We start from the raw sequence: 19,275 nt of genomic DNA, 5'->3' as shown, positions 1-19,275 counted from the left end.
TTAGTTAGGGTAACGGCTTATTTTTTTAAGTGATCATAGCCTTGCGGCAGACGCGAATAACCATGGCTAACCAGGCGGTCGGCCAGGATGTTATAGTATCCGGCATCGGCGGGCAGCGCGGTAGCCAGTCCATCAACATAGCGGTTGTACAGGCAAAAAAGGGCAGCTATTAGTACAGTATCGTGAATTTCGATATCCGTCGCGCCCGCGGCCTTAGCCCGGTCAATTTCGGCGGAGGTTACATTTTTACCGCTTTGGCCGGTTAGTTTGGCAATGGTGAGCAGTGCCTTCATTTTTTCGCTCACTGGCGCTGTCTCGATATTTTTTTTGATCTTTTGGGCGGTATCTTTTTCGCCTAAATATAGGTCCGCAGCGGCAGTGTGGGCGGTAGTACAAAACTTGCACTGGTTGCCATGGGATACGATGGTAGCTATCAGCTCGCGGTCGCCTTCGGATAGGGTCGACGGGCCACGAAGCAAAATCTGGGTAAGTTCGCGAATAGGTGCAGCGCTTTCTTTGCTGTACTCCAATAAACCGGTAATGCCCGGTAAATGGGATTCAAGAGGAATATAAGGCATGAGTTTAATTTGAGAATTTGAAGATTTGAAAATTTGAAAATTGCCGGAGGGGTAATTAGCTTATTGATGCTCGTACGACGCACTATCGCGTTTGTGCTCTGGCTAAATGCAAAAGCAGCAAACCGCGTTAACACGCGCAGGCAAATTCCAATAAAAGCAACTCAATGGTACTAACAGCACCATCCGGAAAAATGAATTAAAAAGAGGCGATCAGCAGGTGGCTTTGGGCGGTTGCTCAGGAATGTCCTGGTGGTAATAAACCAAGGGCTGTACAGGTTGTACAACGTTTTTCTGTAAGTTTTTTATTGGGCAAATAAACTCAATTTGTGCGAAGGAGAAACTGATGTTTTCCTGCACAATTGTTTTGCCGTATGGTACATGATCTTTTTGTGGTACCGGGATATCTTTAACGCCTTTGGCATTAACTACATTTTTATCAATATGTTGGGTGGTCTTGTAATTGGGGATGCACATGAGGTGTAAACCGGTGCGTGTCATCTTCATTTTTACGTAATTGTAGTTGGTGCTCCCAAACTGGATTTGCCCGGCAATGTTCTCGAAGTTTTTCCAATCGCTGATGTTGGGCAGGTTAACGGGGATAATGATCTCTGTTAGATCTTTGATATTGTAAAGCCCTTTGCGGGTTTGCTCGGTATAAAACTTATCTGTTTTGTAAACCAAATATTGATGAAATGCCAGCTGCCCGCCAATATTTAGCAGGTGAATGTTGAGTAACATTAAGGCAATAAATTTTTTCAATCTGGTTTAAAGGCAAAAGAGTTGTTTAAAGTTGTGACTTTAAAACAAACTTTCAAAATTTTATTTAACAATAGCGCGAATATTTGCTTTGTTTCTGCCGCATTTGCCCCGGAGTTAATTTTTAACGTACTTTTATACTGCCAACTTTATAAACAGCCACCTATGTTTAAATATTTTATTTGCTGCCTTGCCTTCCCGATGTTTACTGTTAAAGTGTTTGCCCAGCAAACACCAACCCCGCAATGGCGGCCTGCATACCACTTTACGCCGCCCACCGGCTGGACTAACGACCCTAATGGCCTCATCTTCCTGGACGGAAAATATAACCTGTATTATCAGCACAATCCTTTCGAAAATAAATGGGGGCACATGAGCTGGGGCCACGCCACCAGTACCGACCTGCTGCACTGGACAAATCTGCCGGTTGCTATTCCCGAAATAGTGACCAATGATACTTTAACCTATATTTACTCCGGATCAGCAGTGTTGGATAAAAATAATACCAGCGGCTTTGGCAAAAACGGGAAAGCCCCTATAGTTGCCATTTTTACAGCCGATCAGCCTAAACAGAAAAAAGAATCGCAATATATAGCTTATAGCAACGATGGAGGCATAAGCTACACCCAATACACCGGCAACCCGGTTATCGATTTGAATAAAAAAGATTTTCGCGACCCCAATGTTTTCTGGCACGAACCAACCAAACAGTGGATTATGACGGTAGCCATGGTTGACGAGCATATGGTAAGGATTTACGGCTCTAAAAACCTGAAAGAGTGGACAAAACTCAGTGATTTTGGCCCAGCTGGTTATACCAAAAGCGGATGGGAATGCCCATCACTGCTGCCTTTAACTGTTGATGGCGATGCAGCCAAGACAAAATGGGTACTGTTTGTATCGTGCTGGGGCGAGCATAGCCCAATGATGCAGTATTACGTTGGCGATTTTGATGGCACAACCTTTAAAAACAGCAATGATGCCGGTAGCCTGTTCAAAGTTGATTATGGCGACTCGTTTTATGCCGCTATTGGCTGGCGCGATGCACCTGGCAACAGGAAAGTGCTTTTAGGCTGGCTTGTAAACGGGCGCAAAGAAACCTATCCATGGAAAGGGCAGATGTCAATCCCGCATGACTTATTCTTAAAAACTACCGATGAGGGCATCAGGCTTGTTCAGGCACCATCAGCTGTTGTTAATGAGGCAATTTCAAAGGAAGTGAAGGCGCTTTCATTTGGTAGCCACGTACTTGACGGAACGATGTCGTTAAAAGGCAGCAGGGTATTTGGTAAATCAATGTGGATTGACGTTGATTTTCAGCTGAATGATGCCAAAAAAGTAGGCTTTATTTTAGCCCAGGAACGCGGCACAACAAAAAAAGTTGTAGTAGGATATGATGCTGTAAAACAGGAGCTTTTTATTGATTGCACAACCGCTGAAACGGCGAATAAGGATGCCGTAAACCTTATCCGGACCGCGCCTTTAAAGCCGGTAAATAGGGCTGTAAGGCTCCAGATTTTGCTTGACAGATCCTCACTGGAAGTTTTTGGCAACGGCGGCGAAAAGGTAATATCTACCATGATATACCCCGGCGAAAACGCCACCGATAATACCATATTTTCGGAAGGGAAATCGCAGGTGAAAAGTTTAAAGATATGGGATCTGAGCAGTAGGTAATCCAGCCAAAACCAACACCCGAAAGAAATTAGCCTGGCGAATTGCCCGGCCCGGTTGTTTTTTGATAATTATTTTGGCGCTATACCATACTTTTCTGATAATGAAATGATTGAATGTCTTTTTACCTATCCTTTCCTGTACCGTTGATGCACCTTTGGATACCCTTTCAACACCTTCCCAACACCCTGCGGATATCCGTTAGCGTACTGTTTTTATTTAAAAAGTCGGGAGTATATTTTAATTATTTAATTTTCAATATATTTTGAAAATTTAATATTTTATGTAGATTTGTATTATCGAAACCGATAAAAATAGATAGCCTGTAAAATGAAAACCATAGGTTTTAGTATTCAGCAATTGATTTGGTTTGCAGGGCTGGCCCAGGTAGGGCTGGCGGTTGGCAGCCTGGCCATTCCCCGGGTTTTAAACTGGCGGTCCGAGCTGTTCAAAGTGCAGCCCCTGATTAAACAAATGTTTTGGACTTACGCCGCGTACATCCTCGTGATCAACCTTTGCTTCGGGCTGCTTTCGGCCCTGGCATTTAATGATCTTGTTAACGGATCGCAGCTGGCAACATTGCTTACCGGTTTTATCGCAGCTTACTGGATCTCCAGGGTGTTGATCCAGTTCCTTTATTTCGACAGGACAAATTTCCCCACTGGTAAATTGCATAAACTGGCCGAGGCGGTATTGATTATTCTTTTTGTTTTCCTGAGTATTGTTTATAGCCGGGCCTGTTACTTTAATTATATGCAGTCATGATCACCACGGCGGTACTATTATCAGTGTTTTATTTCGGCATCACAAACGCTGTTGTTGTACTGTTGGGTTATGCATTTATAAAATATAAAATGGTGTGGCAAAGCTGGGTTTTGCTGATTATAAGTATCCTAATTGTTCACTTTATATTTTTACAGGCCAACCCCACATTGCGGATGCTGGCCATTATTGCCACAACCTTTACCGCCATGAAGGTTATTGCCGTTGCCCAAAGTTATAAAACCAAAAAACTTACCCTTCAATTTAATCAATGGCTGGTTTTTGCAGGCGGCTGGGCCGGCATGCGTGCCGAACCTTTTGAAAACCTTGGGCAGGCACCCTTACCCAATGCCTGGACAATGATTTGGTTTGGCCTGAGCCGGGTAATAGTCGGTGGGGCGCTTATTTTACTGGGACGCCAAATTGTATTGCTGCCTTTGGGGCCGCAGCCGGTTTACCTGTTAACCACTGCTTTTCTGTTGGTTGGGCTAAGCCTTATTCTTCACTTCGGGCTGTTGAGTATTAGCGCAGGTACATGGCGACTAAAAGGCGTAAATACCTATTACCTGTTTAAGCAACCTGCACGGGCCATGAGCCTTACTGAATTTTGGGGCAAACGCTGGAACATGGCCTTTAGCGAAATGACCTCCATAACCATCTTTCGTCCCTTGCGTAATAAAATAGGGCCGGGTGCCGCGTTAATGGTCGCCTTTGCCTTCTCGGGGCTGTTGCATGAGCTGGCGCTTAGCGTACCCGTAAATAGCGGGTATGGTTTGCCCATGATATATTTTATTATCCAGGGAATTATGGTACTGCTGGAAAAGGTATTGACAAATGGCGGGGCTGCATTTTTAAAACACCCGTTCACCGCCCGTTTATGGACTTTGTTTTGGGTGATAGCACCCATGCCCTTGCTGTTTCACCCACAGTTTATCAGGCAAATTGTATGGCCGATGGTGGGCTTACACTTGTAAAGCCGTAAAACACAAACACCCCGCTATGTCGTGCATAACAGGGTGTTGCTTAAGTTTATAATAGGTTAAAGGATAAAGGCTTTTAAATAGATATTTGATTGGTTGCCCCAGTTTTTCATTACATCGGTTAGGGTGGCGGTTAGTCCCTTACGGTCTACAGCCTTTCCTTTTTTAGGTGCGGCAAGCGCTTTATCGTCAACCGGTACCTCATTTACTTTGGTAGCAAACCAGGTTACGTTTTCGTGCGGAATGGCAAGGCCCAGTATCATGCCCGGCAGGCCGGCAAATGACTCGGGGCCGCCAGGTACCGTAATATCGTCGGTATAAAAAGCTACTACATAAACCGAATCAAGCACCAGCGCGTTTGCGCGGCGACAGGTAAAACCGGCAATTTCGCGGGTTTCAGTGGTAATCTTCCAGTTTATTTTGCGCACACTGTCTTTCACCAGGAATACCGATTCAAAAACCTTTTTCTGATCAATGCTGGTGTAGGTATTCAAATCGGTTTGTACGGTATTGTTTTGCCCAACCATCGGGTTATCTAAAAAGAAAGTATTGCCCTGGGCTTCGGGCTCAATGGGGGTAAACAGGGTTTTGTTGTTGCCAAACGCTAAAGTGCTTTTTAGTTTCCTGAATTGTGGCTGTGTTTTTTTATAAGAGTCAAAAGCGGGTTGTAGCCAGGCCTCGTTGTCCTTATCAATTATCTTCTGAAAAACAGCGTACATGTTTACGCTCTTTTCGTACTCTATAATGCCATTGGTGGTAAAGTGCTTGTTTTGGGCAAACAGGCAGCTGCCGCCAAGTACTAATAAAGCTGTTGTAAATAAAATAAACTTTTTCATATAAATTATTTTTTAGCTGCTGGCGCGGCACCGCCGCCAACATGGTTAAAATCCCAAATAAGTGATAGCATAAAGAACCTGCGGATAGTAGTATACCGCTCCTGCGAAATCTGGTTGGCATTACCTGTACGGCTGTACCCGGTATTCTGGTTCAGTAAATCGTTGCCGGCCAGGTATATTTTTATACTTTCATCCTTAAGGAAAGTTTTACCAATGGTTGCGTTCAGGATCGTTTTCCTGAAGTCCTGGGGAAACGATTGTGTTGCCGCGTTGTATTGGTATGTAGCATCGGAGTTGATACTAAAGTGCAGGGGGAGGTAAATATTAAAGCCTCCGTTTGCCTGTAAGCCCCGGCCGTTGTTATTAATATTAGTTTGTAACGAAGAAGAGTTAACAGTATAGGTAGGCCCTACCGACCCCCACATATCATACTTCTTTTGTTTGTATTTGGATAACCTGAAATCAAGGCTATAAGTGTATGATTGTGTTTTATTTAAGGCGTTGGGGCCATCGTTGTACTTAACAAAATTGTAATAAGTATTACCGCTTCCGTTAATACCTAAGCCAGCGTTTATATCTACTTTGGGGATTTTTCTATCAAAGTAGGCACTTGCATACATATTTACTGTTTGGTTGCCGTTAAGATTGGTGTACACATAGGTGTTTCTGCCATTCACCGTGGTAACGTTGCTTACGATAGGGTTGTAGGTATTGGAGTATGAACCATATAACCAAACAGATTGCCCGCTGAGCACTTTATAAGAGTTATAGCTAAAATTTAAACGATTGGTGTATGATGGCCTTAAATTGGGGTTACCAATTGTTCTGTTTACCGGGTCGTTATTTACCAGTACGGGTTGAATTTGGTCAATAGTAGGTTGTGTTGTATTACCATTGTAACTCAATCGTACAGATTCCTGCTGTGAAAAGCGGTATTGGAATGTAGCCTGCGGAAACCAGTTCACAAAATTACGCGTCCTGTCAGGTACATTTCTGATCTCGTCTATTTGTTTAAAGTTTACCACCGACACCCTCGACCCAAAATTGAATGTGGCTTTTTTGCCCTTATAATTAAGATTAAGTCCAAACTGGTTTGCCACCTGGTTTAATTTATAAAAATTGCTCACAGTTGTGTCAAGTGTGGTATAGTTTCCGGAACCTCCCGGATCGTTATAGGAGCGCCTGTCAGAACTGCTGTTGCTTAGATTGATGCCGTAGTTTACCACCGCCGAAAGCTTTTTGGTAAGCGGCTCTGTATAGGTAAGGTTGGTATTTAACACGTTGCTTTTTATGTTTGATACCTTGCGCTGATCGATAATTGTGTCCTGGGTTAATGTAGCAGTTGTATCATATGATTTTGTACGGGCGTACAAATAACCCTTTGACTCACTTTGGTTAAGCGATTCTGATACATTTAACGAAAACGTACGACCAACCTTTTTGAATTTTTTAGTATAAAAAGCGCTTGCGTTAAATATTTTCGATTTTACATCATTATCAACATTACGCTTACTGGTGTTTTGTAACCCGCCGTTTGCATAATTGCTTACATAATCATATTTGGTATTGGTGATAGCGTCTTTAGACGTACCATCTACCATAAGCTTCAGGTTTTGACTGGTATCTATCTTAACCTGGTAGGTTAAATCCAGTTTTTGACGGAACATGTGGTTATGAAAAGTTTGATCTGAGCTGTTGGTGTTAAATGTACCGTCGAAGTTATTTTGTGCTATTGTATTTTTGGTACCATCCACATTTAACGATCCTATTTTATAATTGCCGTTAATTGATTGCTTATCGCCATCCCATTTGGTATCATAATGCGCGCCGGCCGATCTGGCTAAAGGGATTCCCTCGCCATCAAACCTTCCGCTGAACGAATCCAGGTCGTCGCCACCACCACCGTTAAAATATATTTCGCCGCCATCGCCAAATTCAAGGCCGCCGGTGCCGCCGTATTTGCTGTTATCATCCCAGCCCAAACCTACCTTACCTGTATTACCTAAAGTTCCGTAAACAGAAAATTTCTGCTTGCCTTTAAAGCGATTAAATAAAATCTGCTCCTGATAATATTTATCGGTACCGCCTTCGGCATCTATTTTACCAAAGTAGCCGTTCTTTTTATCCTCTTTAAGTTTAATGTTGATGGTTTTATTCTTCACCCCGTCATCAATTCCTGTAAATGCGGCCTGGTCGCTTTTTTTGTCGTAAAGCTGTACTTTATCTACCATATCGGCGCGCAGGTTTTTGGTAACTAGGGTAGGGTCATCACCAAAAAATTCCTCGCCATCAACCAGAACCTTGCTTACAGTTTGGCCCTGTGCGGTAATTTTACCGTCCTTATCCACCTGGATGCCCGGAAGCTCTTTTAGCAGGTCCTCTACTTTGGCGTTGGGTTGTACGGTAAATGCTTTGGCGTTAAATTCGGTGGTATCGCCTTTAATTTTTACAGCCGCTACCTGGGCTTTTATAATAACCTCTTTAAGCAGCTGCGTTTTAAGTATCATGCCTATGCGGCCAAAATCGTGCGTGGTATGTGCCGAGTCGAGTGTAAAACGCTCTACAAAATCGGCGTAGCCAGAGTAGCTTACCAGCAAAATGAATTTACCTTTTTTTAAATTGTTAATGGCGAACTGGCCATCATTTACCCGGCTAAACTTTTGCAGGATAGAATCTTTGGCATTTAAAACAGCAACAGTGGCGTTGGTTAATTTAGAATTTGAAGCCGTATCGGCAACTCCGCCTTTAATAGAGTAATTATTTTGTGCAAAAACGGAGGTTGTACCCAGCAGGAGTATTATTAGTGCAGTAATTGTGATTTTCATAAGGTTATTTATGGAAACCAAGGTATAACTAAGTTTTTAGTAATCAAAACGATTTAACAATTGAACCTGTATATTTAACATTTAAAGCCCAAAATTTAACATTTATGACTTTTTTAAAGCCTACAAGCAATTGATTTTCATCTTAATAAACAGATGCGGGTTTGCTGTGTAATAATATTATTACATTTTATTTAAAATACGGGTAATAAACAGGAGGTAGTGGCAAGTGGGGTTACAACGCAGGTTGCAGTGCACGCCGATAGGTTAGAGCGGTAAATTATAAGTTGAATTTACGCTTTTTTTACTGCTAACTTAAGTTCGATGAGTTTAAGGGTATCTACTGCTCCTTGGTTTTTTGGTAGGCTACCCAAACGTAAAAAGGCACGCTCATCATCAGTAAGACAAAACCGTAATATACGGCATCTTTGCCGGTGCCTACAATATTCCACAGCGCATAACCAAATGCTACTATAGCCAAAACCACGGCGCCAAGCCAGCCATCTGCCTGTTTGTTTTTTACCTTGATGATAAGATAGGATGCAGCCGATAACAAGTAAGGAATAAGCATCGACAGCAGCGAAAGCATCAGTAAAAACCGGAATTGTTCAACAAATCCTTTGGAGTAATTCATACTCATAAAAACAGAAACAAGCGTACTGCTAAGCAGGATGCCCATGTAAGGCACGCCTTTTTTATTTTGCTTGCTAAATATGGCGGGGAATAATTTATCCCTGGCCACAGCAAAGGGCATTTGCCCCTGCATCAGTGTCCACCCGTTAAGCGCGCCAAAAGCGGCAATGGCAACGCCGGCGCTTACCCAGTAGCGAATGTTGTTGCCGTAAATTATGGCGGCGGCATCGGCGTAAGGCGTTTGCGACTTTGCCAACTCGGCAGCGGGAATAAGCCCCATTACGCTTACACTACCTAAAATATAAACCAATGTAGCAATTAACAGGCCCAGCAATGTTGCACGCGGCACCGTTTTTTGTGGGTTTTCCACGCTCCCGGCGGGTATAGTGGCGCATTCAATTCCGATAAAAGAAAAAAGGGTCATGGCCGCGGTGGTGCTTATTGCACTATAGGTACTTGTACCGCTGCTGTTAAACGGGCTAAAGTTTTTGGCCTGTAAAAAAAACAGGCCCCCAAATGCCACAAGCACCAGTGGTAAAATTTTAAGTATGGTTGTAACCAGCTGCCATTTGCCGCTGGTTACAACACCCCGTGTGTTAATATAAGTAAGCAACCATATAGCGCAAAGGCCGGTGGCTACCGCCGGCAGGCCGCTAGCCAGCGGTGGGAAAAACGTACTTAAGGCACTCACCAGCGATTTGGTAATGGCTGCGCAGGCGCATGAGGTAGATAAGAAATAACCCCAGGCCACCAGGAAGCCTGCAAAATCGCCCAGTCCGTAACGTGTAAAGGCGTAGGGGCCACCCGTAGCATGTGGCAGTAGCTTACTCATGTTACTGAAAACTTTTGCCAGAAAAAACGAGCCCACTGCCGAAAATACCCAACCCAGCAAACCAATACTCCCGAAACTGGCCATAGCGGCGGGCAGTAAAAAAACACCTGCGCCTATCATATTGCCCGCCACCAGGGAGGTGCTTGTCCATAAGCCTAATTTTTTTTCTGAGTTGGGCATTGCTGTAAATAAATTGAGGATGATAAGATAGGATTTTTATTAAATACTGCCGTAGTAATTTAACGGGAGGAGGAAGGCGGTGATTTTAACAGAAAACGTTGCCGAAAATTATTTAAACAGGTCTTCCAATAAAACATCGTTTTGTATCAACCCTGTTTTGTGGCTGTTATCCTGTGTTCCAAAGGTGGTAACCATTACTAAAAATATTGTTTTAGCGGTTTTAGTTTTGTTTCTGAATACTTCCCGTTTTTGCGTCAGTTCCAGGGCATAGGTCTTATCTATTGCAAAGCTTGTGTTTGAAAATTTCATTTCACATATACTGATACAAAAGTCCTGCCGGTCAAGTAAAAGATCGATTTGGGCACCAGGCTGACCTTTGCCTGGAGTATACCTCCATACCGATTCTTCGGTATACACTCCGCTTATGCCTAATGCTGCTTTAATTTGCGGCGTATGTTTTAAGCAAACGCTTTCAAAAGCGGTGCCACTCCAGCTTTTCCACGATGGGGACGTAGATAGTTTAATCCAGGTGCCCGGGCCTGTTGCACGGCTGTTTTCTATAAATTTAAGGTAGAACCTGGAATACTCGTCGGATAGTTTATAGATGCTATCGTTTGATTTTTTTTCAAAAGGGAGGTATGATGAAATAAACCCCGATTCTGCTAATTCTTCCAGCAGCAGGGTTGCCCTGCCGCCAGTAGAGAAGCCACACTCGGCAATGATCTCTTTACGGGTTAGGCCCGAAGGTTTTGCCGATAGGGCCTTAACCACTGCTATATGTTTATCAGCTTCGGTAAATAACGATTGGTATAGGTTTTTAAATTCACTTTGTAAAAGACCATCTTTTGTAAAACAAATCTTGTCGATATTTTGCGCCGCACTTTGTCCGGGCATAATTTCTTTCAGGTATTGAGGGATTCCACCCATAGCCATATATATATGCACTACTTGGTAATAATCCAGGTTGATATTGTTGTTTTTAAGGTATTCAATGGTCTCGGCAAGCGTAAAGGGGAGTAGCCTGATCTTTTTGGTGATTCGATTATGCAAGCCGCCTTTATTATTGACAACCTTTTGTATCATCCATGATGCTGCGGAGCCACAAATAGTTACAACAAGGTTATTTTGTTTTGTTCCCCATGAATTCCAAAAGAATTCAAATGCCGGTAAAAATCCCGATTTGGGGGAGCTGAGCCATGGAAACTCATCTAAAAAGACAACACATTTGCTTTCTTTTAATAATGGAATGGCATAGTTCTTAAGCATTTGAAAAGCCTCTGTCCAATTTAATGGTACAGCCAAAGGCACAGGTAGTTTCATTGCATCGGCAAGCACATTTCTGAAGTTGATCAATTGATCTTTAACAACAGTGTTATGCACTCCCGAAAATTCAAAGATCATGTTTTTTTGAAACGCTTTCCTGATCAGGTAAGTTTTGCCCACCCGTCTACGGCCATATATGGCAATTAATTCGGCTTCGTTTGATTTTAAAGCCTGTTGCAATAGCTGTTTCTCTTGTGTTCTGCCTATAATTTCTTTCATAAACTTCAATCGATTTTAAATTTTGGCCCGTTATTGATTTGTATAAGCGGCCATAATTATGCAAATATATATACTTTTGGCCGCTTATAAAAAATTATAAGCGGCCAAAACCTTGTTTTTAACTGCTGTTTTGGCAGCCTATAGCAGCAAACTAAACTGCAACGTAAATTTTGTTTAAACATTTTCCCTTCAAATTCCTTTTACTACCGACAAATACCTGCTGCCGAATCATAGTCGGCGTATGATTTCCGGATGAAGAAAAACAATTTTTTAGGAGTAAGAAAAACAGTTACGATGCTTTTGGCGACTGCAATTGCGGCAATAACGGTCGCTTTTGTTTTAGTTAAACATCCAGATAAAGCGCTAACTGCCGATAAAAACAACGGCGGGTTATACCTGCCCGGTAATTTCAAAGCCGTAATTGCCATTGATAGCCTGGCTGGCAGGGCACGCCACCTGGCCGTAAATAGCAATGGCGATATTTATGTAAAACTCCGCTTTCCCGATTCTATCGGCGGCAACATTGCAGCACGGGATACGGATCGCGACGGCAAGGTAGATACGATTAAAAAATTTGGCAACTATGATGATAAAGGGCCTTATGGTACCAGTATGCGGGTGCATAAAGGCTACCTGTATTTCAGTTCGGAGGTAAACGTTTACCGTACCAAATTAAATCCGAATACGTTGGTGCCCGATGGTCCGCTGGAATTGATATTACATGATGCCCACGGCGAGCATGAGCATGACGCCAAGCCCCTGGCTTTTGATGATGCCGGGCATATGTACGTTGCCTTTGGTGCGCCATCCAATGCTTGCCAGGAGCAAAACCGGGTTCCCGGTTCGCCGGGGATAAAAGGCTGCCCCTTGTTGCAGGAGTATGGCGGTATATGGCAGTTTGATGAAGCCAAGCCCAATCAGCAGCAAAAAGACGGTATCCGGTACGCCACTGGTTTGCGCAGCGTGGTAGCTATGGATTGGAACACCGCAGATAATTGCCTGTATGTTGTAGCCCATGGCCGCGACGATCTGCGTTTGTTGTTCCCTAAAAAATTCAGCGCCTGGCAAAGTGCTGTTATGCCCGCCGAGGAGTTTTTAAAGATAAAACGAGGTACAGATGTAGGCTGGCCATATTATTATTACGACCCTATAAAACATAAAAAACTGTTAAACCCCGAATATGGCGGCGATGGCATAAAAGCGGGTGATGGTGCAAAATATGCCCAGCCATTGATTGCCTTCCAGGCGCATTGGGCACCCAATGATTTGTTGTTTTACACCGGCAACCAGTTCCCGGCCCGCTATAAGAATGGCGCTTTTGTGGCTTTTCATGGTTCAACCAACCGGTCGCCATATCCGCAGGCTGGTTTTTTTGTGGCTTTTGTGCCGTTTAAAAATGGCGTGCCTACCGGTAAGTGGGAGATATTTGCCGATGGTTTCGCGGGCCGCAACACCGTGGTAAGTGTAAGCGATGCGCTTTGCCGGCCCATGGGCTTATCTACAGGGCCCGATGGATCATTATATGTGAGCGATACCGAATTAGGGAGGGTGTGGCGCATTTTTTACCAGGGCGACAAAACTAAATTTACCAGCGCCATGCTGACCAAAATGGAACTGCGTAAAAAGCTACCCAATTTTAAAATACCCGATCAGGCCCGCAATAATTTTGCTACCGGGATGCTTAAAGGCGGTGCAAAAATTTACACCACGCACTGTGCCAGCTGTCATCAAAAAAATGGCAAAGGCGATGGCAACCTTTTCCCGCCCCTGGGCGGATCGGAGTGGGTAACCGGCGGCAAATACATGGAAAAGGAGCCTGCCATAAGGGTGTTATTAAGCGGCCTTGAAGGGCCCGTTACCGTGAAGGGCAAGCCATACAACAGTGTAATGCCAAAGCACAATTTTTTGAGCGATGCAGAAATAGCCGGTGTACTTACCTATATCAGGAGCAATTTTGGTAACAATAGCAGCTTGGTCACGGCATCTGAAGTAAAAAAAATAAGGGCTACTTTGCCGGGTAAATAACCTGGCCTTACCGCTGTTTTCGCGCTGTGGTTGCTAAGGCTACTTCTGCTTTTTCATGCTGGCTGTCCGTATCGGGCCGTAAAAAAGTTAACAAATGAGGAAGGCATTTTAAATGTTATCTTGCGTTGTCCCTAAGCTCATTTAAATAAAGCTGCCGGGAAGCTAATTGCCTATATGCTACCAATGAAAAAACTTATCACCCTCGCCTTATTAGTTATCCCTTACTTTGCTTCGGCACAAACCACGCATAAATACCTTATTAAAACCGGGAAGCTATTTGACAGCGAAACCGGTCAGTTTAAAACAGGACTGGATGTATTGGTTGACGGCAATAAAATAGAATCGGTAAAAGCCGACAAGGATTTATCCGGTGAAGAAAAGAAAGACCGCGAACTGATAGATCTTTCTAAATACACAATTCTTCCCGGCCTTATCGATTCACACACGCATTTGTTATTCAGGGAAGAGTTGCAGGCGGGCATGGATTTTTCAACCCTGTCTTTAGAGAAAGTATTAACCCAGCAGGGCGATGCATACCGGGCCATATATGGTGCCGTAAGGGCAAAGGCTTATTTAGAAGCAGGTATAACATCTGTACAGGATTTGGGTAACTCGGGCAAGTTTGCAGATATCGCTTTGCGCAAAGCTATTGAAGATGGCTTGGTTGTTGGCCCGCGGATGAGTTGCGCGGGGCAGGGATTATCGAGCGAGGGCGGACAGTTACCAGGCTTAATTTACCAGCACCGGAATATAGCTAATGACGAATACCGGATAATAACCAGCGCCGACGATGCCATACAGGCCGTTCGCGAAAACGTTACCCAGGGAGCCAACGTAATTAAAATTTACTCCAACAATACCCCAAACCGTACTGCCCTTTCTGTTGATGAAATGCGTGCGATTGTAAAGGAGGCGCATCGTTATAATTTGCGGGTTACCGCCCACGCAACGGATAACCAGGCAGTATACAACGCGGTAATTGCCGGAGTTGATGGCATTGAACACGGATACAAGGTAAATGATAGCACCCTGATGCTGATGGCCAAAAAGAAAGTGATCCTGGTACCTACGGATGGCGACAGCACCATATATGCCAACTACGCTGCGATAGCCTATCCCAGCGATAAAAATGTAGCATCCCAATTAAAAAAGATGACGGATGCCCAGGCCAACCGACTGCAGCGCGCGTTAAAGTTTGGGGTAACAGTGGCCGCTGGGTCTGATGATTATATTGATGTGCATATGCCCTATTCGGCATTTTCCAAGCATACGCTTATCGGTTATCATGAAGAGGGGGTAAGCATCCCGCAACTACTGCAGTTTGCTACTATCAATGCCGCCAAACAACTTAATATGCCTAACAAGATAGGTAATCTGAAGCCCGGTTTCCTGGCCGATATTATAGCGGTAGATAGTAACGTAGATACAGATATCCACGCCATCATGAACGTACATTTTGTGATGAAGGACGGCGTGGTGTATGTGAATAAATAAACCGGGTTGGTATTTATTTTTATTAAATATTATCACAAATTAGTTGCTTGTTCGTTATAGGTATCGCCATGCAGTATGGTAAAAATTATAGTTGATAAACTTGAATTTTATCAAAAACTATACTGTAATTTTCGGCATTACCAATACCTATGATATCCCAGAGCCAACTAACGGGTGCCTTTCGCCCAGACCTTATTAAAGATGAGACTATTGCCGATATTTTCAGAAGTTCGGCTGCAATATATCCGGATAAAACCGCGCTTATTTTTGGCAGCAGGCAGCTAACTTACCGCCAGCTTGACCAATGGAGCAACCATATCGCATATTTTATCGCTTCCCAGGGAATTGGCAACGGCCACTCCGTTGGTGTTTGGCAATCCCGCGGGCTGGAGTTGCACGCGCTGATATTAGGCATAGTAAAATCGGGCGCGGCTTATGTACCGCTGGATAGGGAGATGCCCGAAGAGCGGCTACAGATAGTTTTGCAGGAAGTTGGCGCCTCGGCCTGTTTTAGTGATGGATTGCCGCAATTGTCCTGTCCTGTATTTAAAGTTCCTCTTTTTCAGGAGGAGTATGACGATTTTACAGTGCCCGCCGGTCCAAATCCCGACGACCGGGCTTATGTTTTATATACATCGGGCAGTACCGGTAAGCCAAAGGGCATCCCGATACTGCACCGCAATATTTGCCACCTCATCCGGTCGGAACAAAGCGTTATCAGTATAACTCCCGAAGATAAGGTGTACCAGGGCTTCTCTGTATCCTTTGATATGTGGTGCGAAGAAACCTGGATCAGCCTTTTTGCCGGGGCTACTATCTGGGTGGCCGATGCTACAACTGCCAAATCAATCGACGAATTGAGCGAAACCTTAAGGCAGCAACAAATTACCATTTTACATGCCGTGCCAAGCTTACTGGCTGTTATTGATGATGATATACCGCTGCTACGATTGGTTAACGCAGGCGGCGAAGCTTGTACAACCGCGGTATTGAACCGTTGGAGCAAGCCTGGTAAAAATATTTTTTACAACAGTTACGGGCCAACCGAAACCACGGTAACATCAACTATGGTAGCTTTAAAGCCAGGCGATGCTATAACTATAGGCGGCCCGCTGCCCAATTATAACCTGGCCGTTGTTGATGACCAATTTAATATTTTACCCGTAGGCCAGCAGGGCGAGCTAATTATATCGGGCCCCGGCGTTTGCGAGGGATATGTCAACCGCCCCGAATTAACTAAAGAAAAATTCCTGAATAAGCCAGCCACGCTTGTAAGCTTACCCGGCGACAGAATTTACCTGAGCGGCGATGCCGTAGTGATGCAGGCCGATGGCAGTATTGATTTTCATGGGCGGCTTGACGACCAGGTGAAGCTGCGCGGATACCGTATAGAACTGGGCGAAATTGAAGTTCGCCTTAACCAGCTGGAAGAAGTAGCCACAGCCGCCGTCGCCCTAAAAAAGGATGCCTCAGGGCAGGATCAGATGGTAGGCTATATCACCCTGAAAAATGGCCATACCCTGGAAGAGCACCATGCCCGGTTAAAACTGGCCGAAACGTTACCGCCTTATATGGTGCCGCTGGTAATTGTTGCGCTTGATAAGCTGCCCCGCCTATCCAGCGGTAAAATAGACCGCAAAGGCTTGCCCGTGCCGGATGCCTTGTTACAAGTAAAGGTGCAGGAAGAAATAAAAATAAACCCCACCGATCCCATTGCCCTGAAGGTAATGGCAGGTCTGAACCATATTTTCCCCGGCAGGGATATCACCCCCGAATCGGATTTTTTCACCGACCTGGGCGGGCACTCCCTGCTGGCAGCAAGCTTTTCATCCTGGCTGCGCAAGGAGGCTGGTGTACAGCATGCCTCGCTCAAAGATATTTATACAAACAGGCCGGTTAAAAACCTCATCAGCGCCTGGGAACACGCAGAAAAGGAGAAAGAACAAAAGGTTCACGTTAAAAAAGAGCTTTTTCAAAACATCCCGCCGCTAAGGTACTTTTTGTGTGGTGTATCGCAGGGCCTGGCGCTGCTGGTTATCTATAGCTTGTTTGCCATACAGATTTTTATCCCTTACCTGGGCTACTATTACGTGGTAGCCGATACCGAAACAGGGCGCGATGATCGTACTATCGCTATTATTACCGCGCTGTTTTTGTACTGTTTGGTGCCACCTTTTTTGTCTTTTATGGCGATAGCTGCCAAATGGCTTTTACTGGGTAAGGTAAAGGAAGGCGACCACCCTTTGTGGGGATTTTATTATTTCAAATACTGGCTGGTTGATAACCTGATCAGGCTGTCGCCCGCGCAATTCATGAACGGAACGCCAATTTATCCGCTTTACCTGCGGATGCTGGGTACCCGTATTGCCAAAGATGTGCAGCTGAGCTCAATCACAGTGGGCGCTTATGACCTGCTGGAAATTGGCGGCGACGCCAGCCTGAGCTCGGGCGTGGTGCTGGATAATGTGACGGTGGAGAATGGGATGATCAAATTCCGCAAGATAAAAATTGGCGCTCATGCCTATATCGGCAGCAACGCGGTAATATCCGGTGGGGCCGAGGTAGAAGACTGGGGTGAACTCCAGGACCTGAGCCACCTACAGGGCGGCAAAACCATTAAGGCCTTTGAAGTTTGGAAAGGCAGCCCTGCCGAAAAAGCACACACAGCAAACCTCGAAGACCTGCCGCAGCCATTAAAAACGCCTTTTTTAAAAATCAAAACTTATGGCTTTTTGTATAGCCTGCTGTTGATTGTTTTTCCGATAGTGGTATTGCTGCCGTTGCTGCCAGTGATAGAGTTGCTGAACTACATGGACCTTAACTCGCCCGATTATAACTTTAGTTATTTTATACACGTGCCGCTGTTAACGCTGCTGTACATCGTCATTTACGCTTTTGAAACCGTGTTGCTTTCGCGGGTGCTCTTGTGGGGTATTAAGCCAGGTACTTACCCGGTTTTTAGTAGCACCTATGTGCGCAAATGGTTGTCAGATCAGCTGATATCTGTAGCCCTTATTGTACTGCATCCCGTTTTTGCCACGGTATTTGTTTCGTTTTTCTTTAGGATGCTGGGCGCCAAAATTGGCAAAAATACCGAGATCTCGACAGCAAGCAACGTAACCCATACCATGCTCAGCATTGGTAACGAATCATTTATTGCTGATGCAGTAACACTGGGCGAAGAGGACATCCGCGCGCAACGGCTTATTTTGAACAATACCACAATTGGCAACAGTAGTTTTGTGGGTAACAGCGCTCTCATCCCGCAAGGATACACCCTTGGCGATAATATGCTGATCGGGGTTTTATCTGTACCGCCAACGTTAGAACAACAGGCTGATAACCCGCTGGGCGATTGGTTTGGTTCGCCGGCCATTGCCCTGCCACACAGGCAAAGCAGTGGCGAGTATCCGCTGTCGCTTACTACAACACCTTCATGGGGGCGCAAAATAGCAAGGGGAACTATCGAAGCCATCAGGATCATATTGCCTGAAACCGTTATAATTTGTTGCAGCGTATTGTTCATAGCCTACTTTCACGACCTGGTGAAAGACCGTAACGTATGGCAAATATTGGGGCAATTGCCAAAGCTTCCTTTTTATTACCTCTACTACATGGGGCTCCCCGCCCTGCTGGTCACACTGGCGTTAAAGTGGGTATTTGTAGGCAAATACAAAACAGAACAAAAACCCATGTGGACACATAAGGTTTGGCGCAGCGAGGCTATTACCAGTACTTACGAAGCCCTGGCCGTTCCCTTTATGCTTGATTTTTTAAGGGGAACTCCCTTTTTGCCTATGGTATTGCGCCTTTTTGGTGTTAAAATAGGCAAACGCGTGTGGCTTAATACCACCGATATCACCGAATATGATATGGTAAGCATCGGCGACGATACCGCCCTGAATGAAGATTGCGGTCCGCAAACCCACTTATTTGAAGACCGTGTGATGAAGGTAGGAACCATACAGATAGGTGCCCGTTGCAGCATTGGCACCCGCAGCATTATTTTGTATGATAGCCAGATTGGCGACGATGTAAAACTGGAGCCGCTATCGCTCATCATGAAAGGCGAGCAATTGGCCCCACAAACCGAATGGACAGGCAGCCCTATTAAAGCGCTGAATTAGATTTTGAGGGATTGTTTTGGCAAATGAAGAGTTG

General features: G+C 44.7%; 11 protein-coding genes and 1 pseudogene. 6 read left to right on the top strand and 6 right to left on the bottom strand.

Features of this window, described 5'->3' with window-relative positions; genetic code table 11:
- Positions 1-17: 17 nt before the first annotated feature.
- Both AC1DV1_RS14040 and AC1DV1_RS14035 read right to left on the bottom strand, forming a co-directional pair.
- Positions 18-578 (bottom strand): carboxymuconolactone decarboxylase family protein, encoded by a 561-nt coding sequence (locus tag AC1DV1_RS14040; protein WP_477360160.1) that lies wholly within the window; start codon positions 576-578, stop codon positions 18-20.
- A 210-nt stretch (positions 579-788) separates the two neighbouring features.
- Positions 789-1,316: a hypothetical protein gene (locus AC1DV1_RS14035; protein WP_477360158.1), complete on the bottom strand. Its 528-nt coding sequence runs from the start codon at positions 1,314-1,316 to the stop codon at positions 789-791.
- 183 nt (positions 1,317-1,499) lie between these two features.
- On the opposite strand from AC1DV1_RS14035, the gene AC1DV1_RS14030 reads away from it, so the two are divergent.
- The 3 genes from AC1DV1_RS14030 to AC1DV1_RS14020 all read left to right on the top strand — a co-directional run bounded on the left by AC1DV1_RS14030 (position 1,500) and on the right by AC1DV1_RS14020 (position 4,744).
- Positions 1,500-3,011: a glycoside hydrolase family 32 protein gene (locus AC1DV1_RS14030; protein WP_477360156.1), complete on the top strand. Its 1,512-nt coding sequence runs from the start codon at positions 1,500-1,502 to the stop codon at positions 3,009-3,011.
- 327 nt (positions 3,012-3,338) lie between these two features.
- A complete protein-coding gene (locus tag AC1DV1_RS14025; protein ID WP_477360154.1) occupies positions 3,339-3,773 on the top strand; it encodes a hypothetical protein in 435 nt (144 codons plus the stop codon).
- Positions 3,770-4,744, top strand: a complete 975-nt coding sequence (locus AC1DV1_RS14020) for a wax synthase family protein (RefSeq protein ID WP_477360152.1) — start codon at positions 3,770-3,772, stop codon at positions 4,742-4,744. The genes AC1DV1_RS14025 and AC1DV1_RS14020 overlap by 4 nt, the downstream gene beginning before the upstream one ends.
- Before the next feature lie 65 nt (positions 4,745-4,809).
- On the opposite strand, the gene AC1DV1_RS14015 is transcribed toward AC1DV1_RS14020, so the two are convergent.
- From AC1DV1_RS14015 to AC1DV1_RS14000, 4 genes and pseudogenes are all read right to left on the bottom strand, one after another.
- Positions 4,810-5,586 carry a GLPGLI family protein gene (locus AC1DV1_RS14015; RefSeq protein ID WP_477360150.1) on the bottom strand — a complete coding sequence of 259 codons (777 nt, stop codon included), beginning with the start codon at positions 5,584-5,586 and terminating at the stop codon, positions 4,810-4,812.
- A 458-nt stretch (positions 5,587-6,044) separates the two neighbouring features.
- Positions 6,045-7,187: pseudogene (locus tag AC1DV1_RS14010) on the bottom strand (outer membrane beta-barrel protein); the annotation flags it as partial.
- 1,561 nt (positions 7,188-8,748) lie between these two features.
- Complete coding sequence (locus AC1DV1_RS14005) at positions 8,749-10,053, bottom strand: amino acid permease (protein ID WP_477360148.1); 1,305 nt, start codon at positions 10,051-10,053, stop codon at positions 8,749-8,751.
- Between the two features lie 108 nt (positions 10,054-10,161).
- Positions 10,162-11,595, bottom strand: coding sequence for an AAA family ATPase (locus AC1DV1_RS14000; RefSeq protein ID WP_477360146.1), 1,434 nt, complete (start codon positions 11,593-11,595; stop codon positions 10,162-10,164).
- A 252-nt stretch (positions 11,596-11,847) separates the two neighbouring features.
- Here AC1DV1_RS14000 and AC1DV1_RS13995 point away from each other — a divergent pair, with 252 nt between their 5' ends.
- The 3 genes from AC1DV1_RS13995 (at position 11,848) to AC1DV1_RS13985 (ending at position 19,241) form a co-directional block, all read left to right on the top strand.
- Entirely contained in the window at positions 11,848-13,620 is a 1,773-nt protein-coding gene (locus AC1DV1_RS13995; protein WP_477360144.1) for a PQQ-dependent sugar dehydrogenase, read from the top strand.
- Positions 13,621-13,803: 183 nt separating this feature from the next.
- The gene (locus AC1DV1_RS13990; RefSeq protein ID WP_477360142.1) at positions 13,804-15,114 is read left to right on the top strand and encodes an amidohydrolase family protein; all 1,311 of its coding nucleotides are present in this window, start codon (positions 13,804-13,806) and stop codon (positions 15,112-15,114) included.
- A 149-nt stretch (positions 15,115-15,263) separates the two neighbouring features.
- Complete coding sequence (locus AC1DV1_RS13985; protein ID WP_477360140.1) at positions 15,264-19,241, top strand: Pls/PosA family non-ribosomal peptide synthetase; 3,978 nt, start codon at positions 15,264-15,266, stop codon at positions 19,239-19,241.
- Positions 19,242-19,275 lie beyond the last annotated feature (34 nt).

This window comes from Mucilaginibacter sp. P4_D1 (assembly GCF_056401935.1).
This window is presented reverse-complemented; position numbering and strand designations above follow the sequence as displayed.